Annotated in this window: 17 protein-coding genes, 1 tRNA gene and 1 pseudogene; 8 read left to right on the top strand and 11 right to left on the bottom strand. The window is 70.7% G+C overall.

All coding sequences use genetic code 11. From position 1 onward, the window contains the following. Positions 1 to 15: 15 nt before the first annotated feature. The 3 genes from OG295_RS17235 to OG295_RS17225 form a co-directional block, all read right to left on the bottom strand. Positions 16 to 675, bottom strand: a complete 660-nt coding sequence (locus OG295_RS17235; protein WP_371677660.1) for a response regulator — start codon at positions 673 to 675, stop codon at positions 16 to 18. A gap of 9 nt (positions 676 to 684) precedes the next feature. Then, on the bottom strand, positions 685 to 2,379 hold the full coding sequence (locus OG295_RS17230; protein ID WP_371677659.1) for a sensor histidine kinase: 1,695 nt from the start codon (positions 2,377 to 2,379) through the stop codon (positions 685 to 687). A 184-nt stretch (positions 2,380 to 2,563) separates the two neighbouring features. Next, positions 2,564 to 2,646: transfer RNA gene (locus OG295_RS17225), tRNA-Leu, on the bottom strand. 294 nt (positions 2,647 to 2,940) lie between these two features. On the opposite strand from OG295_RS17225, the gene OG295_RS17220 reads away from it, so the two are divergent. From OG295_RS17220 to pknB, 6 genes are all read left to right on the top strand, one after another. Further along, positions 2,941 to 3,750: an FhaA domain-containing protein gene (locus OG295_RS17220; RefSeq protein WP_371677658.1), complete on the top strand. Its 810-nt coding sequence runs from the start codon at positions 2,941 to 2,943 to the stop codon at positions 3,748 to 3,750. A 10-nt stretch (positions 3,751 to 3,760) separates the two neighbouring features. Continuing rightward, complete coding sequence (locus tag OG295_RS17215; protein ID WP_371677657.1) at positions 3,761 to 4,258, top strand: FHA domain-containing protein; 498 nt, start codon at positions 3,761 to 3,763, stop codon at positions 4,256 to 4,258. A 147-nt stretch (positions 4,259 to 4,405) separates the two neighbouring features. Then, complete coding sequence (locus tag OG295_RS17210; RefSeq protein WP_371677656.1) at positions 4,406 to 5,872, top strand: PP2C family serine/threonine-protein phosphatase; 1,467 nt, start codon at positions 4,406 to 4,408, stop codon at positions 5,870 to 5,872. 31 nt (positions 5,873 to 5,903) lie between these two features. Continuing rightward, positions 5,904 to 7,328, top strand: coding sequence for an FtsW/RodA/SpoVE family cell cycle protein (locus OG295_RS17205; RefSeq protein WP_371677655.1), 1,425 nt, complete (start codon positions 5,904 to 5,906; stop codon positions 7,326 to 7,328). After that, on the top strand, positions 7,325 to 8,788 hold the full coding sequence (locus OG295_RS17200; protein WP_371677654.1) for a peptidoglycan D,D-transpeptidase FtsI family protein: 1,464 nt from the start codon (positions 7,325 to 7,327) through the stop codon (positions 8,786 to 8,788). Before OG295_RS17205 ends, OG295_RS17200 begins: the two co-directional genes overlap by 4 nt. Positions 8,789 to 8,945: 157 nt before the next feature. Then, complete coding sequence (pknB, locus tag OG295_RS17195; protein ID WP_371677653.1) at positions 8,946 to 10,982, top strand: Stk1 family PASTA domain-containing Ser/Thr kinase; 2,037 nt, start codon at positions 8,946 to 8,948, stop codon at positions 10,980 to 10,982. Positions 10,983 to 11,064: 82 nt separating this feature from the next. Here the strand turns inward: pknB and OG295_RS17190 are convergent, their stop codons facing one another. The 6 genes and pseudogenes from OG295_RS17190 to OG295_RS17165 all read right to left on the bottom strand — a co-directional run bounded on the left by OG295_RS17190 (position 11,065) and on the right by OG295_RS17165 (position 15,028). After that, positions 11,065 to 11,799, bottom strand: a complete 735-nt coding sequence (locus OG295_RS17190) for a class E sortase (RefSeq protein ID WP_371677652.1) — start codon at positions 11,797 to 11,799, stop codon at positions 11,065 to 11,067. 13 nt (positions 11,800 to 11,812) lie between these two features. Continuing rightward, a pseudogene (locus tag OG295_RS17185) lies at positions 11,813 to 12,496 on the bottom strand (class E sortase); the annotation flags it as partial. A 146-nt stretch (positions 12,497 to 12,642) separates the two neighbouring features. After that, on the bottom strand, positions 12,643 to 13,281 hold the full coding sequence (locus OG295_RS17180; RefSeq protein WP_371677651.1) for an aminodeoxychorismate/anthranilate synthase component II: 639 nt from the start codon (positions 13,279 to 13,281) through the stop codon (positions 12,643 to 12,645). Next, positions 13,278 to 13,454 carry a hypothetical protein gene (locus OG295_RS17175; RefSeq protein WP_030225149.1) on the bottom strand — a complete coding sequence of 59 codons (177 nt, stop codon included), beginning with the start codon at positions 13,452 to 13,454 and terminating at the stop codon, positions 13,278 to 13,280. The genes OG295_RS17180 and OG295_RS17175 overlap by 4 nt, the downstream gene beginning before the upstream one ends. Positions 13,455 to 13,545: 91 nt before the next feature. Beyond that, entirely contained in the window at positions 13,546 to 14,283 is a 738-nt protein-coding gene (locus OG295_RS17170; RefSeq protein ID WP_371677650.1) for a class E sortase, read from the bottom strand. Further along, positions 14,252 to 15,028, bottom strand: a complete 777-nt coding sequence (locus OG295_RS17165; RefSeq protein ID WP_371677649.1) for a DUF881 domain-containing protein — start codon at positions 15,026 to 15,028, stop codon at positions 14,252 to 14,254. Before OG295_RS17165 ends, OG295_RS17170 begins: the two co-directional genes overlap by 32 nt. Positions 15,029 to 15,119: 91 nt before the next feature. Between OG295_RS17165 and crgA the strand changes: the two genes are divergently transcribed. Continuing rightward, positions 15,120 to 15,374: a cell division protein CrgA gene (crgA, locus tag OG295_RS17160; protein WP_030225155.1), complete on the top strand. Its 255-nt coding sequence runs from the start codon at positions 15,120 to 15,122 to the stop codon at positions 15,372 to 15,374. Positions 15,375 to 15,491: 117 nt separating this feature from the next. On the opposite strand, the gene OG295_RS17155 is transcribed toward crgA, so the two are convergent. After that, on the bottom strand, positions 15,492 to 16,367 hold the full coding sequence (locus OG295_RS17155) for a rhomboid family intramembrane serine protease (protein ID WP_371677648.1): 876 nt from the start codon (positions 16,365 to 16,367) through the stop codon (positions 15,492 to 15,494). 145 nt (positions 16,368 to 16,512) lie between these two features. Then, on the bottom strand, positions 16,513 to 17,040 hold the full coding sequence (locus OG295_RS17150; protein ID WP_371681219.1) for a peptidylprolyl isomerase: 528 nt from the start codon (positions 17,038 to 17,040) through the stop codon (positions 16,513 to 16,515). A gap of 171 nt (positions 17,041 to 17,211) precedes the next feature. Between OG295_RS17150 and OG295_RS17145 the strand changes: the two genes are divergently transcribed. Further along, entirely contained in the window at positions 17,212 to 17,931 is a 720-nt protein-coding gene (locus OG295_RS17145) for a DUF5324 family protein (protein ID WP_371681218.1), read from the top strand. The last annotated feature ends 103 nt before the right edge of the window (positions 17,932 to 18,034 follow it).

The following is an 18,034-nucleotide window of genomic DNA, read 5'->3' as shown; positions in this document are numbered from 1 at the left end:
CGGCCCGAACGGTACCTAGAGCCCGGCGTCCCTGGCCAGCAGGGCCGCCTGAACCCGGTTCTCGCACTCCAGCTTGGCCAGGATCCGGCTCACGTACGTCTTCACCGTCGCCTCGCTCATGTGCAGCCGGCGGCCCGCGTCCGCGTTGGACAGCCCCTCGCCCAGCAGCGCCAGCACACCGCGCTCGCGCTCGCTCAGCCCGGCCACCCGCCGCCGGGCCGCCTCGCCGCGCCCGGCGGCCCGCCCGGTGGCCAGCTGGTCCACGACGTGCCGGGTCGCGCCGGGGGAGAGGTAGGCGTCCCCGGCCGCGGCCGCCCGGACCGCTCCGATCAGCTCGCCCGGCGCCGAGTCCTTCAGCAGGAAGCCCGCACCGCCCTCGCCGAGGGCCCGCAGCACGTTCTCCTTCTCCCCGAAGGTGGTCAGGATCAGCGCCCGCACGCCCGGTGCCGCCCGCCCCAGCTCGCCCAGCGCGGTCAGTCCGTCCATCACGGGCATCTGGATGTCCAGGAGCATCACGTCCGGGGCGTGCGAGCGGGCCAGCTCCACCGCCTCCCGGCCGTTGGCCCCCTCCGCGACGACCTCGATGTCCGGCGCCGACGTCAGGATCATCCTGATCCCGGCCCGGATCAGCGGCTCGTCGTCAGCGATCACCACTCGGATCACCTTGGCTGTCACCCCGCGCTCCTACTGCTTGACCTCGTACGCCTGCTTCTCCACGAGCTTGCCGCCCCGGAAGCAGAACCGGAAAACGGAGTCGTTGGTGAACTCCGACGAGTCCTCCGTCGACAGCAGGGCCAGACAGACCGTGCCCTCCGGCGGGGGCGGCCCCTTGCGGTCCAGGCCCGACGTCAGCACGCTGTCCCCGTCCGGCAGCCGGTCGCGGACGGACTTCTCCGCGTCGCCCACGCTGACGGAGTCGTACTCCTCCCTGCTGATCATCGCCTTGTTCACGGTGCCCAGCAGCAGGGTCATCCCGGCCCCCAGCACGATGATCAGCAGCACCACCGCCGCGACGGCTATCCCGCAGCCCAATGCGACGCCCCCGGTCCGGCTGCGTACCGGCACGGCCAGTTCGCGGTCCACCGCCGCCCAGTCCATCGGCGGCGCGGTGCGCCGTACCCAGGCACGGGCCTGGGAGCGCTGCCCGAAGTCGTCGGCCACGTCCTCCTCGGCCGCCCCGGCCGGCTCCGTCCCGTACGGCAGCACACCGGCCACCCGGAAGCCACCGCCCTCGGCCGCGCCCGCGTGCACCATGCCGCCGACCAGCCTGGCCCGTTCCCGCAGCCCCGTCAGCCCCTGCCCGCCGGAAATCACCTCGCCGGGCCCCGGGGCGGCCGCCGGACCGTTGGCGATCTCCACGACCAGCGAGTCGTCCTCGTAGCGCAGCTCCACGGTGATCACCGACCCGGGCGCGTGCTTGTAGGCGTTGGTCAGCGCCTCCTGCACGATCCGGTACGCCGCGTGGTCGCAGGCCGCGACCAGCGGCCGGGGCCGGCCCGCCGTGGCGAGCCGTACGTCGGTCCCCGCGGCCCGGGCCGCCTCCACGATGCCCGCGATCCCGGCGACCCCCCGCGCCGCCGGCTGGGCCTCCTCCACCACGGGCGGCGCCTCCACCCCGTCCCGCAGGATCCCGACGACCTCGCGCAGCTCGTGCATCGCCGCGACGGAGGCCTGCCGCAGCACCCCGACGGCCTCGCGCTGGCGGTCGGTCAGCGCGGGGTCCACCTCCAGCGCCCCGGTGTGCACCGAGATCAGCGCCAGCTGGTGACCCAGGCTGTCGTGCATGTCCTGGGCGATCCGCTGACGCTCCCGCAGCCGGGCCTGCCCGGCCACCATCGTCCGCTCGCGCAGCAGTTGGTCGTTGCGCTCCTGGAGCGCGCTGAGCAGCGTCCGGCGCTGGTACCAGTACCGGCTGGCCAGACCGGGCATGACGGTCGCCGCCAGGAACAGCAGGGTGGAGAAGACCACGATCAGCAGCGGCCGCGTCTGGGCCCACTGGTCGTACAGGCCGAGGCCGACCTCGGCGAGGAAGGCCAGCACGAAGGCCGCCAGGGCCCGCCCCACGCCGACGATCCGCCGGCCCGCCGACCAGCCCAGCACGATCGTCACGAGGAGCACACCGGGCAGGAAGGCGCTCGCCGCCGCCCCCAGCACCAGGGTGGCCGCCGGCAGCCTGCGCCGCAGCAGCACCAGCGCCACGATGGCCACCACTCCGAGGACCATCTTCTGGCCGGAGCTGTTGCTGAGTTCGTCGATGCCCAGACCGAGCAGGGACAGTACGGCGGCGATCGTCAGGTCCCCCGCGAAGGCGCGACCCGACCAGGGCTCGGCCCCCTTCAGCCAGTCCCGGCCCGCCCGTATTACCGCCTTGGCATCCACCCGACCGACCCTAGACACCGATCCGCGCCCCCGTCCGTCCACTTTCGTCGCCCCGTTCCCGACGAAAGTCGGCCGCCGCGGTGCGCGGCGGTGCCCGTCACGTCCTCGGGTGCCGACGCACCGGCCGCGGGCACAACGAAGAACCCCCGCTCCGGATTTCTCCGAAGCGGGGGTTCTCCCGATGTGGGCGAGGGGGGATTTGAACCCCCACGTCCCGAAGGACACTGGCACCTGAAGCCAGCGCGTCTGCCGTTCCGCCACTCGCCCGAGCGGCTCCCCAGTGGACTTCCCTTTCGGGCCGTTCCCCTGGCGACGAACGAAAGATTAGCACGTCATCCGGGGTGGATTCACATCCCTTTCCCGGACCCCCCTCGCACCCTCCGGGACCGGCCCCTCCCGGAGTCCCCTCCGGGTGCGGGACACTGTCCCTGGAGCGCCCCTACGATCCCTTGTGAGTACCAACACTCCTGTACACGGGACCGGAGGGGAACCAGCCGAATCCGCCACGCGTGGATACGATCAGTAAGCAGTACAGGGCGACAGCGACGGAGGAGGTGCCCCATGGGAGTTCTGAAGCGGTTCGAGCAGCGACTCGAAGGTCTGGTGAACGGCACCTTCGCCAAGGTGTTCAAGTCCGAGGTCCAGCCGGTGGAGATCGCCGGAGCCCTCCAGCGGGAGTGCGACAACAACGCCACCATCTGGAACCGCGAGCGGACCGTCGTGCCCAACGACTTCATCGTTGAGCTCAGCGCGGGCGACTACGAGCGCCTGAGCCCGTACTCCGGCCAGCTCGGCGACGAGCTCGCGGGCCTCGTCCGCGACTACGCCAAGCAGCAGCGCTACAGCTTCATGGGCCCCATCAAGGTCCACCTGGAGAAGGCGGACGACCTCGACACCGGTCTGTACCGTGTCCGCAGTCGCACCCTCGCCTCCAGCACCTCCCAAGACGCGCCGCAGGCCCCCCAGGGCCAGCAGCAGGGCGGTTACGGCTACCCGCCGGTCGCCGCCCCGCCCATGCCGTCCGGACCGCCTCCGGGCGGACCGGGCGCACGCGCCGGCGGGGGTCCCGTACCCTCCGGCGCACCGGGCACCACCCGGCGTTGGATCGAGATCAACGGCACCCGCCACCAGATCTCGCGCCCCACGCTCGTACTCGGCCGCAGCACCGAGGCCGATGTGCGGATCGACGACCCCGGCGTCTCGCGCCGGCACTGTGAGATCCGGACCGGAACACCCCCGACGATCCAGGATCTCGGGTCCACCAACGGCATCGTGGTGGACGGGCAGCACACCACCCGCGCTACGCTCCGCGACGGCTCGCGGATCGTCGTGGGCAGCACCACCATCATTTACCGGCAAGCCGAAGGGTGAAGCGGGGGCAATGTCAGAGCTGACCCTGACGGTCATGCGGTTGGGTTTCCTGGCCGTTCTGTGGCTGTTCGTCATCGTGGCCGTTCAGGTCATCCGCAGTGATCTCTTCGGTACGAGAGTCACGCAGCGCGGCTCGCGCCGCAGCGGCGCGACCGCCGCTCCGCCGCAGCCGGGGCGGCAGTCCGCGCCCCCGCAGCAGCGCCAGCGCCGCGGTGCGCCGACCAAGCTGGTCGTCTCCGAGGGCACCCTCACGGGAACCACGGTGGCGCTCGCCGGCCAGACGATCACGCTGGGCCGCGCCCACGACTCGACGATCGTGCTGGACGACGACTACGCCTCCAGCAGGCATGCCAGGATCTACCCGGACCGTGACGGCCAGTGGATCGTCGAGGACCTCGGGTCCACGAACGGCACCTATCTCGACCGGACCAGGCTGACCACCCCGACGCCCATTCCGCCGGGCGCCCCGATCCGCATCGGCAAGACCGTCATCGAGCTGCGGAAGTAGTACGAGAATGAGCGAGCGGAGCGAGCGAGCCGCGGCGGTCTGTCCCACCGGGGACCCGGACCCGCGCGCGCTCCCGACCGGAGGGTGGGCAGTGTGGCTCGTCGAGACCGGTTGTACCCCGAGGCATCGTCGACAGGGCAGGTGCGCATGAGTCTGTCCCTGCGGTTCGCCGCCGGATCGCACAAGGGGATGATCCGCGAGGGCAACGAGGACTCCGGCTACGCCGGCCCCCGGCTCCTCGCCGTCGCCGACGGCATGGGCGGCCAGGCAGCCGGCGAGGTCGCCAGCTCCGAGGTCATCTCCTCCCTCGTGCAGCTCGACGACGACGTCCCGGGTTCCGACATCCTCACCGCCCTCGGCAGCGCCGTGCAGCGGGCCAACGACCAGCTGCGCGTCATGGTCGAGGAGGACCCCCAGCTCGAAGGCATGGGCACCACGCTCACCGCCCTCCTGTGGACGGGCCGCAGGCTCGGCCTCGTCCACGTCGGAGACTCCCGCGCCTACCTCCTGCGCGACGGCGTCCTCACCCAGATCACGCAGGACCACACCTGGGTCCAGCGCCTCGTCGACGAGGGCCGGATCACCGAAGAGGAAGCCACCACGCACCCGCAGCGCTCCCTGCTGATGCGGGCGCTCGGCAGCGGTGACGTCGTGGAACCCGACCTCTCCATCCGGGAGGTCCGGGCCGGCGACCGCTACCTGATCTGCTCCGACGGCCTCTCCGGCGTGGTCTCCCACCAGACCCTGGAAGAGACCCTCGCCGACTACCACGGCCCGCACGAGACCGTGCAGACGCTGATCCAGCTCGCCCTGCGCGGCGGTGGCCCGGACAACATCACCTGCATCGTCGCGGACGTCCTCGACACCGACAGCGGCGACACCCTCGCCGCCCAGCTGAGCGACACCCCTGTCGTCATCGGCGCGGTCGCCGAGAACCAGCACCAGCTCTTCGACGGCAACGCCATGCAGACCCCGGCCGGCCGGGCCTCGGGCCTCGGCCGCCAGGCCCCGCCGCCGGCGGGCTCCTTCGGCCCGCCCGGCAGCGGCGAGGCCCCCGGCTACGGCTACCCCGACCAGGGCCAGGGCCAGGGCGGCGGCGCATACGGCAGCTTCGGCGAACCCGAGGGCTACGAGGCGGAGGCCCCGTACGAGGACACGTACGACCACCCCCGCAGGCGCCGCAGCAAAGGGCGCAAGTGGACCACGCGCACGCTGATCCTGCTGCTGGTGGCCGGTGTCGTCGGCGGCGGGCTCTACGCCGCGCACCGCTGGACGCAGACCCAGTACTACGTCGGCGTCAAGGGTGACCACGTCGCGCTCTACCGCGGCATCAGCCAGAACCTGGCCTGGATCCACCTCTCGCAGGTGGAGACGGATCACCCCGAGATCGAACTGAAGTACCTGCCGTCCTTCAAGCGCAAGCAGGTCGAGACGACGATCAGCGAAGGCAGCGTCGACGGGGCCCGCAAGAAGATCGACGATCTCGCCACCCAGGTGTCCGCCTGCAAGAAGGACGAAGCCCGCCGCGCCGCGGAAGCGCAGAACAACCAGACGCCCGGCCCCAGCCTGACTCCCGCGGAGCAAGCTCTCGTCGGCCAGTGCGAAAAGCAGTAGACATACGCGGGCACAGGGGGCCTGCCACACCATGAGCGTTGTCACCAACACGACCACCATCGGCGCCATCGAGGCGCCGAGCCGGCGGAACACCGAGCTCCTGCTGCTCGCCTTCGCCGTGGTCATCCCGATCTTCGCCTACGCCAACGTGGGCCTGGCGATCCACGGCGAGCTGCCCCCGGGCATGTTCCTCTACGGGCTCGGCTTCGCCGTCCTCGCCGGCATCGGCCACCTCGTCGTACGGCGCTACGCCAAGTACGCAGACCCGCTGCTGCTGCCGATCGCCACCCTGCTCAACGGCCTGGGCGTCGTCCTGATCTGGCGGCTCGACCAGTCCGAGCGGCTGCGGACGCTCGCCAAGCGCAGCTTCGGCACCTTCTCGGAGTCGGCGCCGCGGCAGATGATGTACACGGGGCTGGCCCTCGCCCTGTTCGCGGTCGTGCTGCTGGTCCTCAAGGACCACCGCGTGCTCCAGCGGTTCACGTACATCTCCATGGCGGGCGCGCTGATCCTGCTGATCCTGCCCGTCGTCCCGGGTCTGGGCGCGGACGTCTTCGGCGCCAAGATCTGGATCAGCGTCGGCGGCTTCTCCATCCAGCCCGGCGAGTTCGCCAAGATCGTCATCGCCATCTTCTTCGCCGGCTACCTGATGGTGAAGCGCGACGCCCTGGCCCTGGCCAGCCGCCGCTTCATGGGCCTCTACCTGCCCCGCGGCCGTGACCTCGGCCCGATCCTGATGATCTGGGCGATGAGCCTGCTCGTCCTCGTCTTCGAGAACGACCTCGGCACCTCGCTGCTCTTCTTCGGCATGTTCGTGATCATGCTGTACGTGGCCACCGAGCGCACCAGCTGGATCGTCATCGGCCTGCTGATGTCGGTCGGCGGCGCCGTGGTCGTCGGCACCTTCGCCAGCCACGTCAAGGTCCGCGTCACCGCCTGGCTCGACCCCTTCGCCTGCTACACCACCTCCGGCGCCTGTGAGCAGGTCGGCCAGTCGATCATGAGCTTCGGTTCCGGCGGGGTCCTCGGCACCGGCTGGGGCCAGGGCAACTCCGACCTCATCGGCTTCGCCGCCAACTCCGACTTCATCTTCTCCACCGTCGGCGAGGAACTCGGCCTCACCGGCGTCATGGCCTTCCTCCTGCTCTACGGGCTGATCATCGAGCGGGGCGTCCGCACCGCCCTCGCCGCCCGCGACCCCTTCGGCAAGCTCTTCGCCATCGGGCTCTCCGGCGCCTTCAGCCTGCAGATCTTCGTCGTCGCCGGCGGAGTCATGGGCCTCATCCCCCTCACCGGCATGACCATGCCCTTCCTCGCCTCCGGCGGCTCGTCCGTCCTCGCGAACTGGGTGCTCATCGCCATCCTCATCCGGATCAGCGACACCGCACGCCGACCTGCCCCGGCTCCCGCCCCGTCCCCCGACTCCGAGATGACCCAGGTGGTCCGCCCGTCATGAACAAGCCCCTGCGCCGCATCTCGCTGTTCTGCGGGCTGCTCGTCCTCGCCCTGCTGATCCGGACCAACTGGCTGCAGTACGTCCAGGCCGAGGACCTCAGCACCCGCAAGGAGAACCGCCGGGTCCAGATCGCCCAGTACGCCACCGAACGCGGCAACATCATCGTCCAGGGCCAGCCCATCACCGGCTCCGCCGTGACGGACGGCAGCGACTACAAGTACAAGCGGACGTACCTCGACGGCCCCCTGTGGGCGCCCGTCACCGGCTACGCCTCGCAGGCCTACGGCTCCACGCAGCTGGAGTCCCTCGACGACGGCATCCTCACCGGCAACGACGACCGGCTCTTCTTCGACCGCACCATCGGCATGTTCACCGGCGAGAAGAAGCAGGGCGGCAACGTCGTCACCACCCTGAACGCCGCGGCCCAGAAGGCCGCCTACGAGAAGCTGGGCACCAAGAAGGGCGCCGTCGCCGCGATCGACCCGCGCACCGGCGCCATCCTGGCCCTGGTCAGCACCCCCTCGTACGACCCGTCCACCTTCGCCGGCAACTCCAAGACCGACGAGAAGGCCTGGGTCGCGCTGAAGGACAGCGAGGACAAGAACCTCGTCAACCGCGCCCTGCGCGAGACCTACCCGCCGGGCTCCACCTTCAAGGTGGTCACGGCCGCGGCCGCGCTGGAGAACGGCGTGGTGAGCGACATCAACGCCCCCACGGACACCCCCGAGCCGTACATCCTGCCGGGCACCAAGACCCCGATGGTCAACCACGCGAGCGGCTGCGAGAAGGCGACGCTGAACTTCGCGCTCCAGGTCTCCTGCAACTCCGTCTTCGCGAACATGGGCGACAAGGTCGGCCGCGACAAGATGGTCGAGACCGCCCAGAAGTTCGGCTTCAACAACGACAAGATCGACATCCCGGTCCGCGCCTTCGCGAGCGTCTACGACAAGACCATGGGCAAGGACGGCAACGCCCAGAGCTCCATCGGCCAGTTCAACACCGCCGCCACCCCCCTGCAGATGGCCATGGTCACCGCGGCCATCGCCAACGACGGCAAGCTGATGAAGCCGTACATGGTCGAGCAGCTGACCGCGCCGAACCTCGACACGATCGAGAAGCACGAGCCGCAGGAGATGAGCCGCCCGGTCTCCGCCGCGAACGCGCAGAAGATCCAGCAGATGATGGTCAACGTCGTCGAGAACGGCACCGGCACCACCGCCAAGATCAAGGGCGTCACCGTCGGCGGCAAGACCGGCACCGCCCAGCACGGCGAGAAGAACGCCAAGCGCCCCTACGCCTGGTTCATCTCCTACGCCGAGAACCCCGACGGAACCTCCCCGGTCGCCGTGGCCGTCGTCATCGAGGACAGCGCCGCCGACCGCGAGGACATCACCGGTGGCGGCCTGGCGGCCCCGGTCGCCAAGGCGGTCATGGAAGCCGTACTGAAGAACAAGGGATGAGAAGCGGAGACAGGATCCGAGCGCTCGGTACCGGTCCGATATCAGCCTGTGGTCACGAACCGATCACCGACGATCGGCCGGTAGCCTTGCCGCGAACAGCACACCGCCGGACCACACACGGGTGCGGTCGGGACTGACGGAGAGGGCTGCAAACGTTATGGAAGAGCCGCGTCGCCTCGGCGGCCGGTACGAGCTGAGCCACGTGCTCGGCCGTGGTGGCATGGCCGAGGTCTACCTCGGTCACGACACCCGGCTCGGCCGTACCGTCGCCGTCAAGACCCTGCGCGCCGACCTCGCCCGCGACCCGTCCTTCCAGGCCCGGTTCCGCCGCGAGGCCCAGTCGGCGGCGTCGCTGAACCACCCGGCGATCGTCGCCGTGTACGACACCGGCGAGGACTACGTCGACAACATCTCCATCCCGTACATCGTGATGGAGTACGTCGACGGCTCGACCCTGCGCGAGCTGCTGCACTCGGGCCGCAAGCTGCTGCCCGAGCGCACCCTCGAAATGTGCATCGGCATCCTGCAGGCGCTGGAGTACTCGCACCGCGCCGGCATCGTCCACCGGGACATCAAGCCCGCGAACGTGATGCTGACCCGCACCGGCCAGGTCAAGGTCATGGACTTCGGCATCGCCCGCGCCATGGGCGACTCCGGCATGACGATGACGCAGACGGCCGCCGTGATCGGCACCGCCCAGTACCTCTCCCCGGAGCAGGCCAAGGGCGAGCAGGTCGACGCGCGCTCCGACCTCTACTCCGCCGGCTGCCTGCTCTACGAGCTGCTCTGCGTCCGGCCGCCGTTCGTCGGCGACTCGCCGGTGGCCGTCGCGTACCAGCACGTGCGCGAAGAGCCCCAGCCGCCGTCGAACTTCGACCCCGAGATCACGCCCGTGATGGACGCCATCGTCCTCAAGGCCCTGGTCAAGGACCCCGACTACCGCTACCAGTCCGCCGACGAGATGCGGGCCGACATCGAGGCCTGCCTCGAAGGCCAGCCCGTGGCCGCCACCGCCTCCATGGGAGCGGCCGGCTACGGCTACCCCGACCAGGGCGGCTACGGACACCAGGGCCAGGACCAGGCCACCACCGCGCTGCGCTCCCCCGACGCGGGCCAGACCTCGATGCTCCCGCCGATGCCCCCCGGGGGCGACGGCGGATACGCGTACGGGGACCAGGGCCACGGCGGCTACGACCAGGGCCACGGCCGGCGCCAGCAGAAGAAGAGCCGGGCCTCGACGGTCCTGCTGGTCCTCGCCGGCGTCCTCGTGCTGGTCGGCGCGATCCTGATCGGCCGGACCCTCTTCGACTCCAGCGTGGACAACCGCCCCGCCGTGCCCAAGCTCGTCGGCCAGACCTTCGAGTCGGCGCAGCAGAGCGGCAAGAGCATGGGTCTCACGGTGGAGAAGGAGGCCGAGGAACCCTGCGAGGACCAGCCCAAGGGCACCGTCTGCTCGCAGAACCCGGCCGCCGACACCAAGGTCGACAAGGGCACGGCCGTCAAGGTCAAGGTCTCCTCGGGCGCGCCCAAGGTGGCGGTCCCCGACGTCCTGCGGCTGAAGTTCGAGGACGCCGATTCGGCCCTCAAGGGCAAGAAGTTCCAGGTCGAGAAGAAGCTCGTCGAGTCCGACGCCGCCACCCCCGGCACCGTGACGGACCAGAACCCGAAGAGCGGCAGCCAGGCCGAGCAGGGCTCGGTGATCACCCTCACCGTCGCCAAGGAGGTCGCGAAGGGCCTCGTGCCCGACCTCTCCGGCAAGACGAAGGAGGAGGCCGCCAAGGCCCTCCAGGCCGTGAAGCTCAAGCTGGGCAGCACCACGGAGGTCGACTCCCCGGGAGCCCCGCCGAAGACGGTCGTCCAGCAGCAGTACGCGCCGGGCACGGAGCTGGCGAAGGACACCCCGGTCAACGTCAGCATCTCCAAGGCCGCCGCCGCGACGCCGACGGTGGTGCCCGCGCTGACGGGTCAGACGGTGGCCCAGGCCAAGCTGACGCTCCAGGCGAGCAACCTGGTCTTCGGCGCGGTACTGGCGGGCGCGACCGACGACAACGCGGTGATCATCGACTCCAACCCGCCCGTCGGCACCCAGGTGCCGGGCGGCACCGTGATCAACGTCCGCACCGCCCCGAAGGCCCAGGACGGCAACAACGACGGCGGAGGCTTCATCGGCGGCTTCACCGGCGGCCGCCGCTAGCGGAGCGCACGCGAACAGGCCCGGCCCCCGATGGGGGGCCGGGCCTGTTCCCGTTTCGCACAGGGGACGCGGATCCCCCCGGTCAGCGCAGCTCCGCCGGCGGCGTGCGCTTCTCGTCCACCTTCTCCGTGCGCACCAGCTCGCCCCAGACGATGTAGCGGTACTTCGAGGTGTAGACCGGGGTGCAGGTCGTCAGCGTGATGTACCGGCCCGGAGCGGTCTTCCCCGATTCCTTCGGGACCGGGTTGATCACGTCCACGTTGTACTTCGAGGTCTGGCGCAGCTCGGCGAAGACCTTGTAGACGTACCAGGTGTCCCGGGTCTCGAAGACGACCGCGTCGCCGTCCTTCACCTTGTCGATGTTGTGGAACTTCGCCCCGTGCCCGTCACGGTGCGCGGCGAGCGCGAAGTTGCCCTTGTCGTCCCAGGGCAGGGCCGACTTCACCGGATCCGTGTAGTAGCCGGCGACACCGTCGTTGAGCACGTCGGGGGCGGTGCCCGGCTTGACCAGCACCTCGCCGTTGTCCATCGACGGCACGTGCAGGAAGCCGATGCCGTCCCCGGTGTCGAGGGCGCCCGGCTGGGCGGGCGCGTTCGGGGCCTGCGCGGGGGCCGACTGCCACTGCCGGCGGACCTGGTCGCCCCGGGCCGAGGCCTGCCGGTCCGCGAGGACGTTGGTCCACCACAGCGAGTAGGCCACGAACAGGCCCAGGACCAGGCCCACCGTGATCAGGAGCTCTCCCAGCAGGCTCAGGAACCCTGCGGTCACACTGCGGTCGGCAGGCGGCGGTGCGGAGCGGCGGCGGGCACGAGACACTGCGGGTTCGTCCTTACGGGCTGGTCAGCGCGGGCGGAACGCCCTGGCTGCGCGGGCGTTCGTCGATCATCCTGCCCCATACGATCATCCGGTAGGTGCTCGTGAACTCGGGGGTGCAGGTGGTCAGCGTGATGTACCGGCCCGGTGCGGTGAATCCGGATCCCTCCGGGACCGGCTTGATCACCGAGACGTTCGCCGGGGAGGTCTGCGGGAGCACCGAGGTCATCTCGTACGTGTAGTACGCGTCCCTCGTCTCCACCACGATCGGGTCACCCGGCACGAGCTTGTTGATGTAGCGGAACGGTTCACCGTGGGTGTTGCGGTGGCCTGCGACGGCGAAGTTGCCCTGCTTGTCGGCTGGCATGGCCGTCTTGAGCACGCCCTCGCCGTAGTGGCCGACCATGCCCCGGTCCAGCACCTTCGCCTTGCTGATCCCCTCCGCCACCGGGACCTTGAGGTCCAGCTTGGGGATGTGGAGGATCGCGAAGCCCTGTCCGGGCTCGAAGGCCGCCACCGGCGGCGCCGAGGGGGTCCCCGCTCCCGGGGCCTGCTCCCAGGTGTGCCGCAGCGAGCCGGCGGCCCCGTTGGCCGTCCGTTCGGCGAGCAGGTTGGTGTACCAGAGCTGGTAGGTCACGAACAGCAGCATCACCAGGCCCACCGTGATGAACAGCTCACCGGCCGCCCGGCTCAGTACCACCACCGGGCCGCCGGAGCGGGGGCGGGCGCGCCGCCGTCCCCGCCCTCCCCGTCTGCGTGCCCGCGCGTGCGAGCGCTTCGCGGCCTCCCGGTCCGCCTTGCGCCGCGCGGCCCGGCCCTCGGCGGGCGCGGACGGCGCGACCGTCGTCACGCGACGGCCTTGCCCACCACCGGGGCCAGCCCCACCGACCGCTCGACCGCTCCGGCGTCCCCGCAGCGTACGAGCCAGTTCGCGAGCATCCGGTGGCCCCACTCGGTCAGTACCGACTCGGGGTGGAACTGCACGCCCTCGACGTCGTGCTCCCGGTGCCGCAGGCCCATGATGATCCCGTCCTCGGTCCGCGCGGTGACCTCCAGCGCGTCCGGCAGGGTCATCGGTTCGGCGGCCAGCGAGTGGTACCGGGTGGCGGTGAAGGGCGACGGCAGTCCGGCGAAGACGCCGAGGCCCTCGTGGACCACCGGCGAGGTCTTGCCGTGCAGCAGCTCGGGGGCCCGGCCCACCACGCCGCCGTAGGCGACGGCCATGGACTGCATGCCGAGGCAGACGCCGAAGACCGGGACGCCCGTGTCCGCGCAGTGCCGGACCATGTCGACGCAGACGCCCGCCTCCTCCGGCGTGCCCGGCCCCGGCGAGAGCAGCACGCCGTCGAAGCCGTCCTGCGCGTGTGCGAGCTCGACCTCGTCGTTGCGCAGCACCTCGCATTCGGCGCCGAGCTGATAGAGGTACTGGACCAGATTGAAGACAAAGCTGTCGTAATTGTCGACAACCAGAATGCGCGCGCTCACGGAGTCGCTCCCGATCCCTCGTCCACCGTCACGTCGTTGAACGGAAGCAGCGGCTCGGCCCACGGGAATACGTACTGGAACAGTACGAAAACCACCGCCAGGATCAGTACGAGAGAGATCAGCGCGCGAACCCACGCGTTGCCCGGCAGGTGCCGCCAGATCCAGCCGTACATTCCGTCTGTTTCCTTCGTCGTCCACGATCGTTCCACGCACCGCGGGGGCGGTACCGCAACAGCCTAAAGGCCCGGACCCCGCCGTTGGGGGTCACCTGGGCAATCCCTCCGCTCCGCCGGGCGCGGCGGGCCCGGTTCCGGTGAGTTCCGCCCAGACGACCAGCCGGTGGCTGTGGCCCCATTCGGGATCGCAGGTGGTCAGCGTCAGGTATTTGCCCGCGGCGGTGAAGGGGGACCGCGCGGGCACCGGGTCGACGACCGCGACCTCGGTGGGCAGGGTGCGCAGCGGTGCGGAGCGGACGGTGTACGTGTACCGGTGGGTGGCGTCGCGGACGATCACCTCGTCGCCCGGACGGAGCTCCGGGACGTCCTTGAAGGGGTCTCCGTAGGTGCGCCGGTGCCCGGCCACGGCGAAGTTGCCGTCGTCCCCGGGGCCGGCCGTGCCCGGGTAGTGGCCGAGGCCCTTCTTCAGCACGCCGGGGTCCGTGCCCTCCAGCACCGGCTTGCTCCAGTCCGGGCCGAAGCGGGGCACGTACATCTCGGCGAAGGCCTGCCCGGCGGGCCGGGGCCGCGGCTTCGCGGCCTGCTGCGGGGGTGCCTCGGAGGGCCGCGGGGCCGGGGCGGCCGCGGGGGCCCCGGCCGCCCAGCGCTCGCGCAGCCGGTCCCGTTCGCCCTCCATGGCCCGGTCGGCCTTGACCCCGGTCCACAGCAGCACGTAGGCCACGAACAGCACGATCAGCGTCCCCGCCGTCAGGCACACCTCGCTGAACGTCCGTACCACCAGGCGCAGTACGACGTCAGGGCGCGGCGGACTCCAGCGGCTTCGCATAGTGGAGGTCCACTGTGCCGGAGTACCCCGGCAGTGTCAGCCTCTTGTCCTCGTCCACTTTCCAGCCGAGCCCGTACGCGTTGACGTACAGCTGGTAGTTCTGCAGGGCGGGGGAGGCCGCGAGGGCCTTGCGCAACGCGCCCGGGTCGCCGACGGCCGACACCTTGTACGGGGGCGAGTAGACCCGGCCCTGGAGGATCAGGGTGTTGCCCACGCAACGCACCGCGCTGGTGGAGATCAGCCGCTGGCCCATGACCTCGATGCCCTCGGCGCCGCCCTGCCACAGGGCGTTCACCACGGCCTGGAGGTCCTGCTGGTGGATGACCAGGTCGTTGGGCTGGGGCTCGGGGACGCCCGGGACACGCGCGGTGGCGTTCGGCGGCGCGTCGTTGAGGGTGACGCTCAGGCCCTTGCCGGAGAGCTCCTCGGTGCCCGCGGCGGTGCGCAGGGCGGCCAGCTTGGCGTCCTCGGCCTTGGTGCTGCCGTCATCGCGTTCGGCGAGGGCGTCCACCCGGTCGCGCGCGAGCGCGGCGGTCTTCTCCAGCTCGGCGTTGTTGGCGCTGCGCTCGTGGATGAGGTCGGACAGCTTCAGCAGTGATGCGTCCGTCCGGATGTTCGTACCCTTGGACGTGTTGAAACTGGTGACGAAGATGAGGCCTGCCAAGGCGAAGACGGCGGCCGTCAGCAGCCGGGCCACCCCGGTCCGGCGACGGGGACCCGCGGAGGAGTCGTCGGATTCGCTCAACGTACCCTTCTCCTTCAACGCCACAGGTCCACTACGCTAACGGACGCCCGGGGCAGGCCAGGTCCCCAGCCCATCGACAGGAGAGCCCCTCGTGCCGAAGTCACGTATCCGCAAGAAGGACGACTACACGCCGCCGCCGGCGAAGCAGGCGCAGACGATCAGGCTGACGAACCGCAGCTGGGTCGCCCCGGTCATGCTGGCGTTCTTCCTCATCGGTCTCGCGTGGATCGTCGTCTTCTACGTGACCGACACCCAGCTGCCCGTCGAGGCCCTGGGCAATTGGAACATCGTGGTCGGTTTCGGATTTATCGCTGCCGGATTCGGTGTCTCCACGCAGTGGAAGTAATGCGCGGATAGAGCCGCGGCGCAAGCTCTCCCCAGGAGTTATCCACAGCGTCATCCACACCTGAGGAAAAGACAGAAGATCTGTGGATAACTCTGTGGAGAGTTGACGCCGGTGTGATCAGGTGAGTTCGGCCGTCCGGACCATGACCAGCGCCACGGCCACCAGGAACACAGCCGCGCAGGTGACCGCCTGTACCAGTATGCGCTTCCTGCCGGTGGCGGGAGCCAGCATGCCCAGCGCCACCAGTGCGCCGGTCACCAGGCCGCCGATGTGCGCCTGCCAGGACACCGACAGGCTGCCGCCCAGCGGCACGAAGGTGATCAGGAGCATCAGCCCGAGCGTGATCAGCACCGGCCGCATCTCGTAGCGCATTCGGCGGGCGAGGACCACGGTGGCGCCGAGGAGCCCGCAGATGGCGCCCGAGGCGCCGAGGGTCGGCGTGTTCGGCGCGGTCAGCAGGTAGACGAGGGCGCTGCCGCCCAGCCCCGACAGCAGGTAGAGGGCGAGGTAGCGGGCCCGCCCCAGGGCTGCCTCCAGCGGGCCGCCGATCACCCACAGGGCCAGCATGTTGCTGAAGATGTGCCACCACTCGACGTGCAGGAACACCGAGGTCAGCAGCCGGTGGTACTGGCCCGTGGAGATCCCCTCCAGCGGGGCCCCGTAGTACTCGACGTAGCGGCCGAGCAGCTCCAGCTGGACCGCCAGTCCCGGTACGGCGTACGTGGCCAGGAGGACGGCCACGTTGATCCCGATCAGGATCTTGGTGACGAGCTGGGGATCGGCCGCGACCCGGCCGCCCGCGAGGGTGCGCGGGGCATTCGCCGCGGGGGCGTGCCCGGTGCCGGACCCCCCGCGGACGCACTCCACGCACTGGAAGCCGACCGCGGCGCTCACCCTGCACTCGGGGCAGACCGGGCGGTCGCAGCGGGTGCAGGTGATGCCCGTGTCGCGGTCCGGGTGGCGGTAGCAGCCCGGCAGACGGTCGGTGTCCATCGGTCCCCTCGATCGGCGGCGCGGCCGGCGCGGGAGGTGCCCCGCCGGTCCGGGTACACAACCAGGACGGACGGGCGGGGCGCAAAGGTTCCCGGGGCCGCGCGGACCGCGCCGGCCGACGGGAGGGGTCAGCGCCTCTCCGTGGTCAGCGCTTCTCCACGATGACCGACTGAATGATCACGTCGTCCACGGGGCGCTCGGTGCGCGGGTTGGTGGCGCCCGCCGCGATCTTGTCCACGACCTTCTGGCTGGCGGGGTCGGTCACCTCGCCGAAGATGGTGTGCTTGCGGGTCAGCCAGGCGGTGGGCGCGACCGTGATGAAGAACTGCGAGCCGTTGGTGCCCGGGCCGGCGTTGGCCATCGCGAGCAGGTAGGGCTTGGTGAAGGCCAGGTCGGGGTGGAACTCGTCGGCGAACCGGTAGCCAGGCCCCCCGGTTCCGTTGCCGAGCGGGTCGCCGCCCTGGATCATGAATCCGCTGATGACGCGGTGGAAGACGGTGCCGTCGTAGAGCGGAGCGGTGGTCTTCTGGCCGTCGGTGGGACGGGTCCACTCACGGGCGCCCGTGGCCAGCTCCACGAAGTTGCGGACGGTCTTGGGCGCGAAGTTCTCCAGCAGCTCGATCTCGATGTCGCCGTGGTTGGTCTTCAGGGTGGCGTAGAGCTTCTCGGCCACGGGTCTGCCTTCCATAGTCATCACTGTCGGTCCCGATCCTCCCACGGAGGGCAGCGCACAGAAATCCTCCACCCGTATGCCCTGTCACGCATGCCCGGCGGCGCTATGGCAGGCATGATCCGACAAAGGGTGGAAAGGTGAACCGTGTCCGCCACCGAGGAGGAGGATCCCGTGACCCGCAAGGACAGCGTGCGCCTGGCCGCCGAGAGCGCCAAGGACACCGTGAGGCACGCAGCGGAAGTGGTGGCGCCGTACGCAGAGACCGCGAGGGACGCCGCCGTGCACTACGCGCACGAGGCGAACGAGCGGCTGGCGCCGAAGGTCTCGTACGCGGCCGGCCAGGCCTCGCTCCACGCGCGCACGGCCTACGACACCCACCTGCATCCCCGCATGGTGGCGGCGCGCGCCCACGTACCGCCCCCCGTCGACCGGGCGGCGGTCCAGGCGATCGAGCAGACGCGCCGCGCGGCGCGCCAGGCCGCCGACTACACGCAGCCCCGTTTCGAGAGCGCCGTGGCGGCGGCCACGCCGGTCGCCGAGGAGGCCGCGGCCCGCTCGACGGCGGCGCTGGCCGCGCTGCGGGGTCAGGTGTCGGCCAAGGAGGTGCACCGGCTGGTCCGGCGCAACCGGCGCCGGGCGCGCTGCCACCGGACGCTGCGCGGGGTCGCGCTCGTCGGCCTCGTGGCGGGCGCCGCCTTCGTGGTGTGGAAGTGGTGGGACCGGCAGTCGAACCCGGACTGGCTCGTGGAGCCCCCGGCGGCCACCGAGCTCTCCCGCGACACCGAAGCCGCCAGCTTCGACGACGAACTGCTGGAGAAGGAGCGCGAGGCCCAGGCGGGCTCGAACGGCTCGACCGGCTCGACCGGCTCCGACGGCGACGAGCGGCGCTGACGGCAGACGGCGGCGCTGACGGCACTGACGGCACCGGCCCGGCACGCGGAAGGGGCCCGGATCCACCACCTGGATCCGGGCCCCTTCCGCGTCCTGCCGCCAC

The organism is Streptomyces sp. NBC_01276 (assembly GCF_041435355.1).
Lineage (GTDB): Bacteria > Actinomycetota > Actinomycetes > Streptomycetales > Streptomycetaceae > Streptomyces.
Note: the sequence above shows the minus strand (reverse complement) of the source record. Positions and strands in the feature narration are given on the sequence as shown.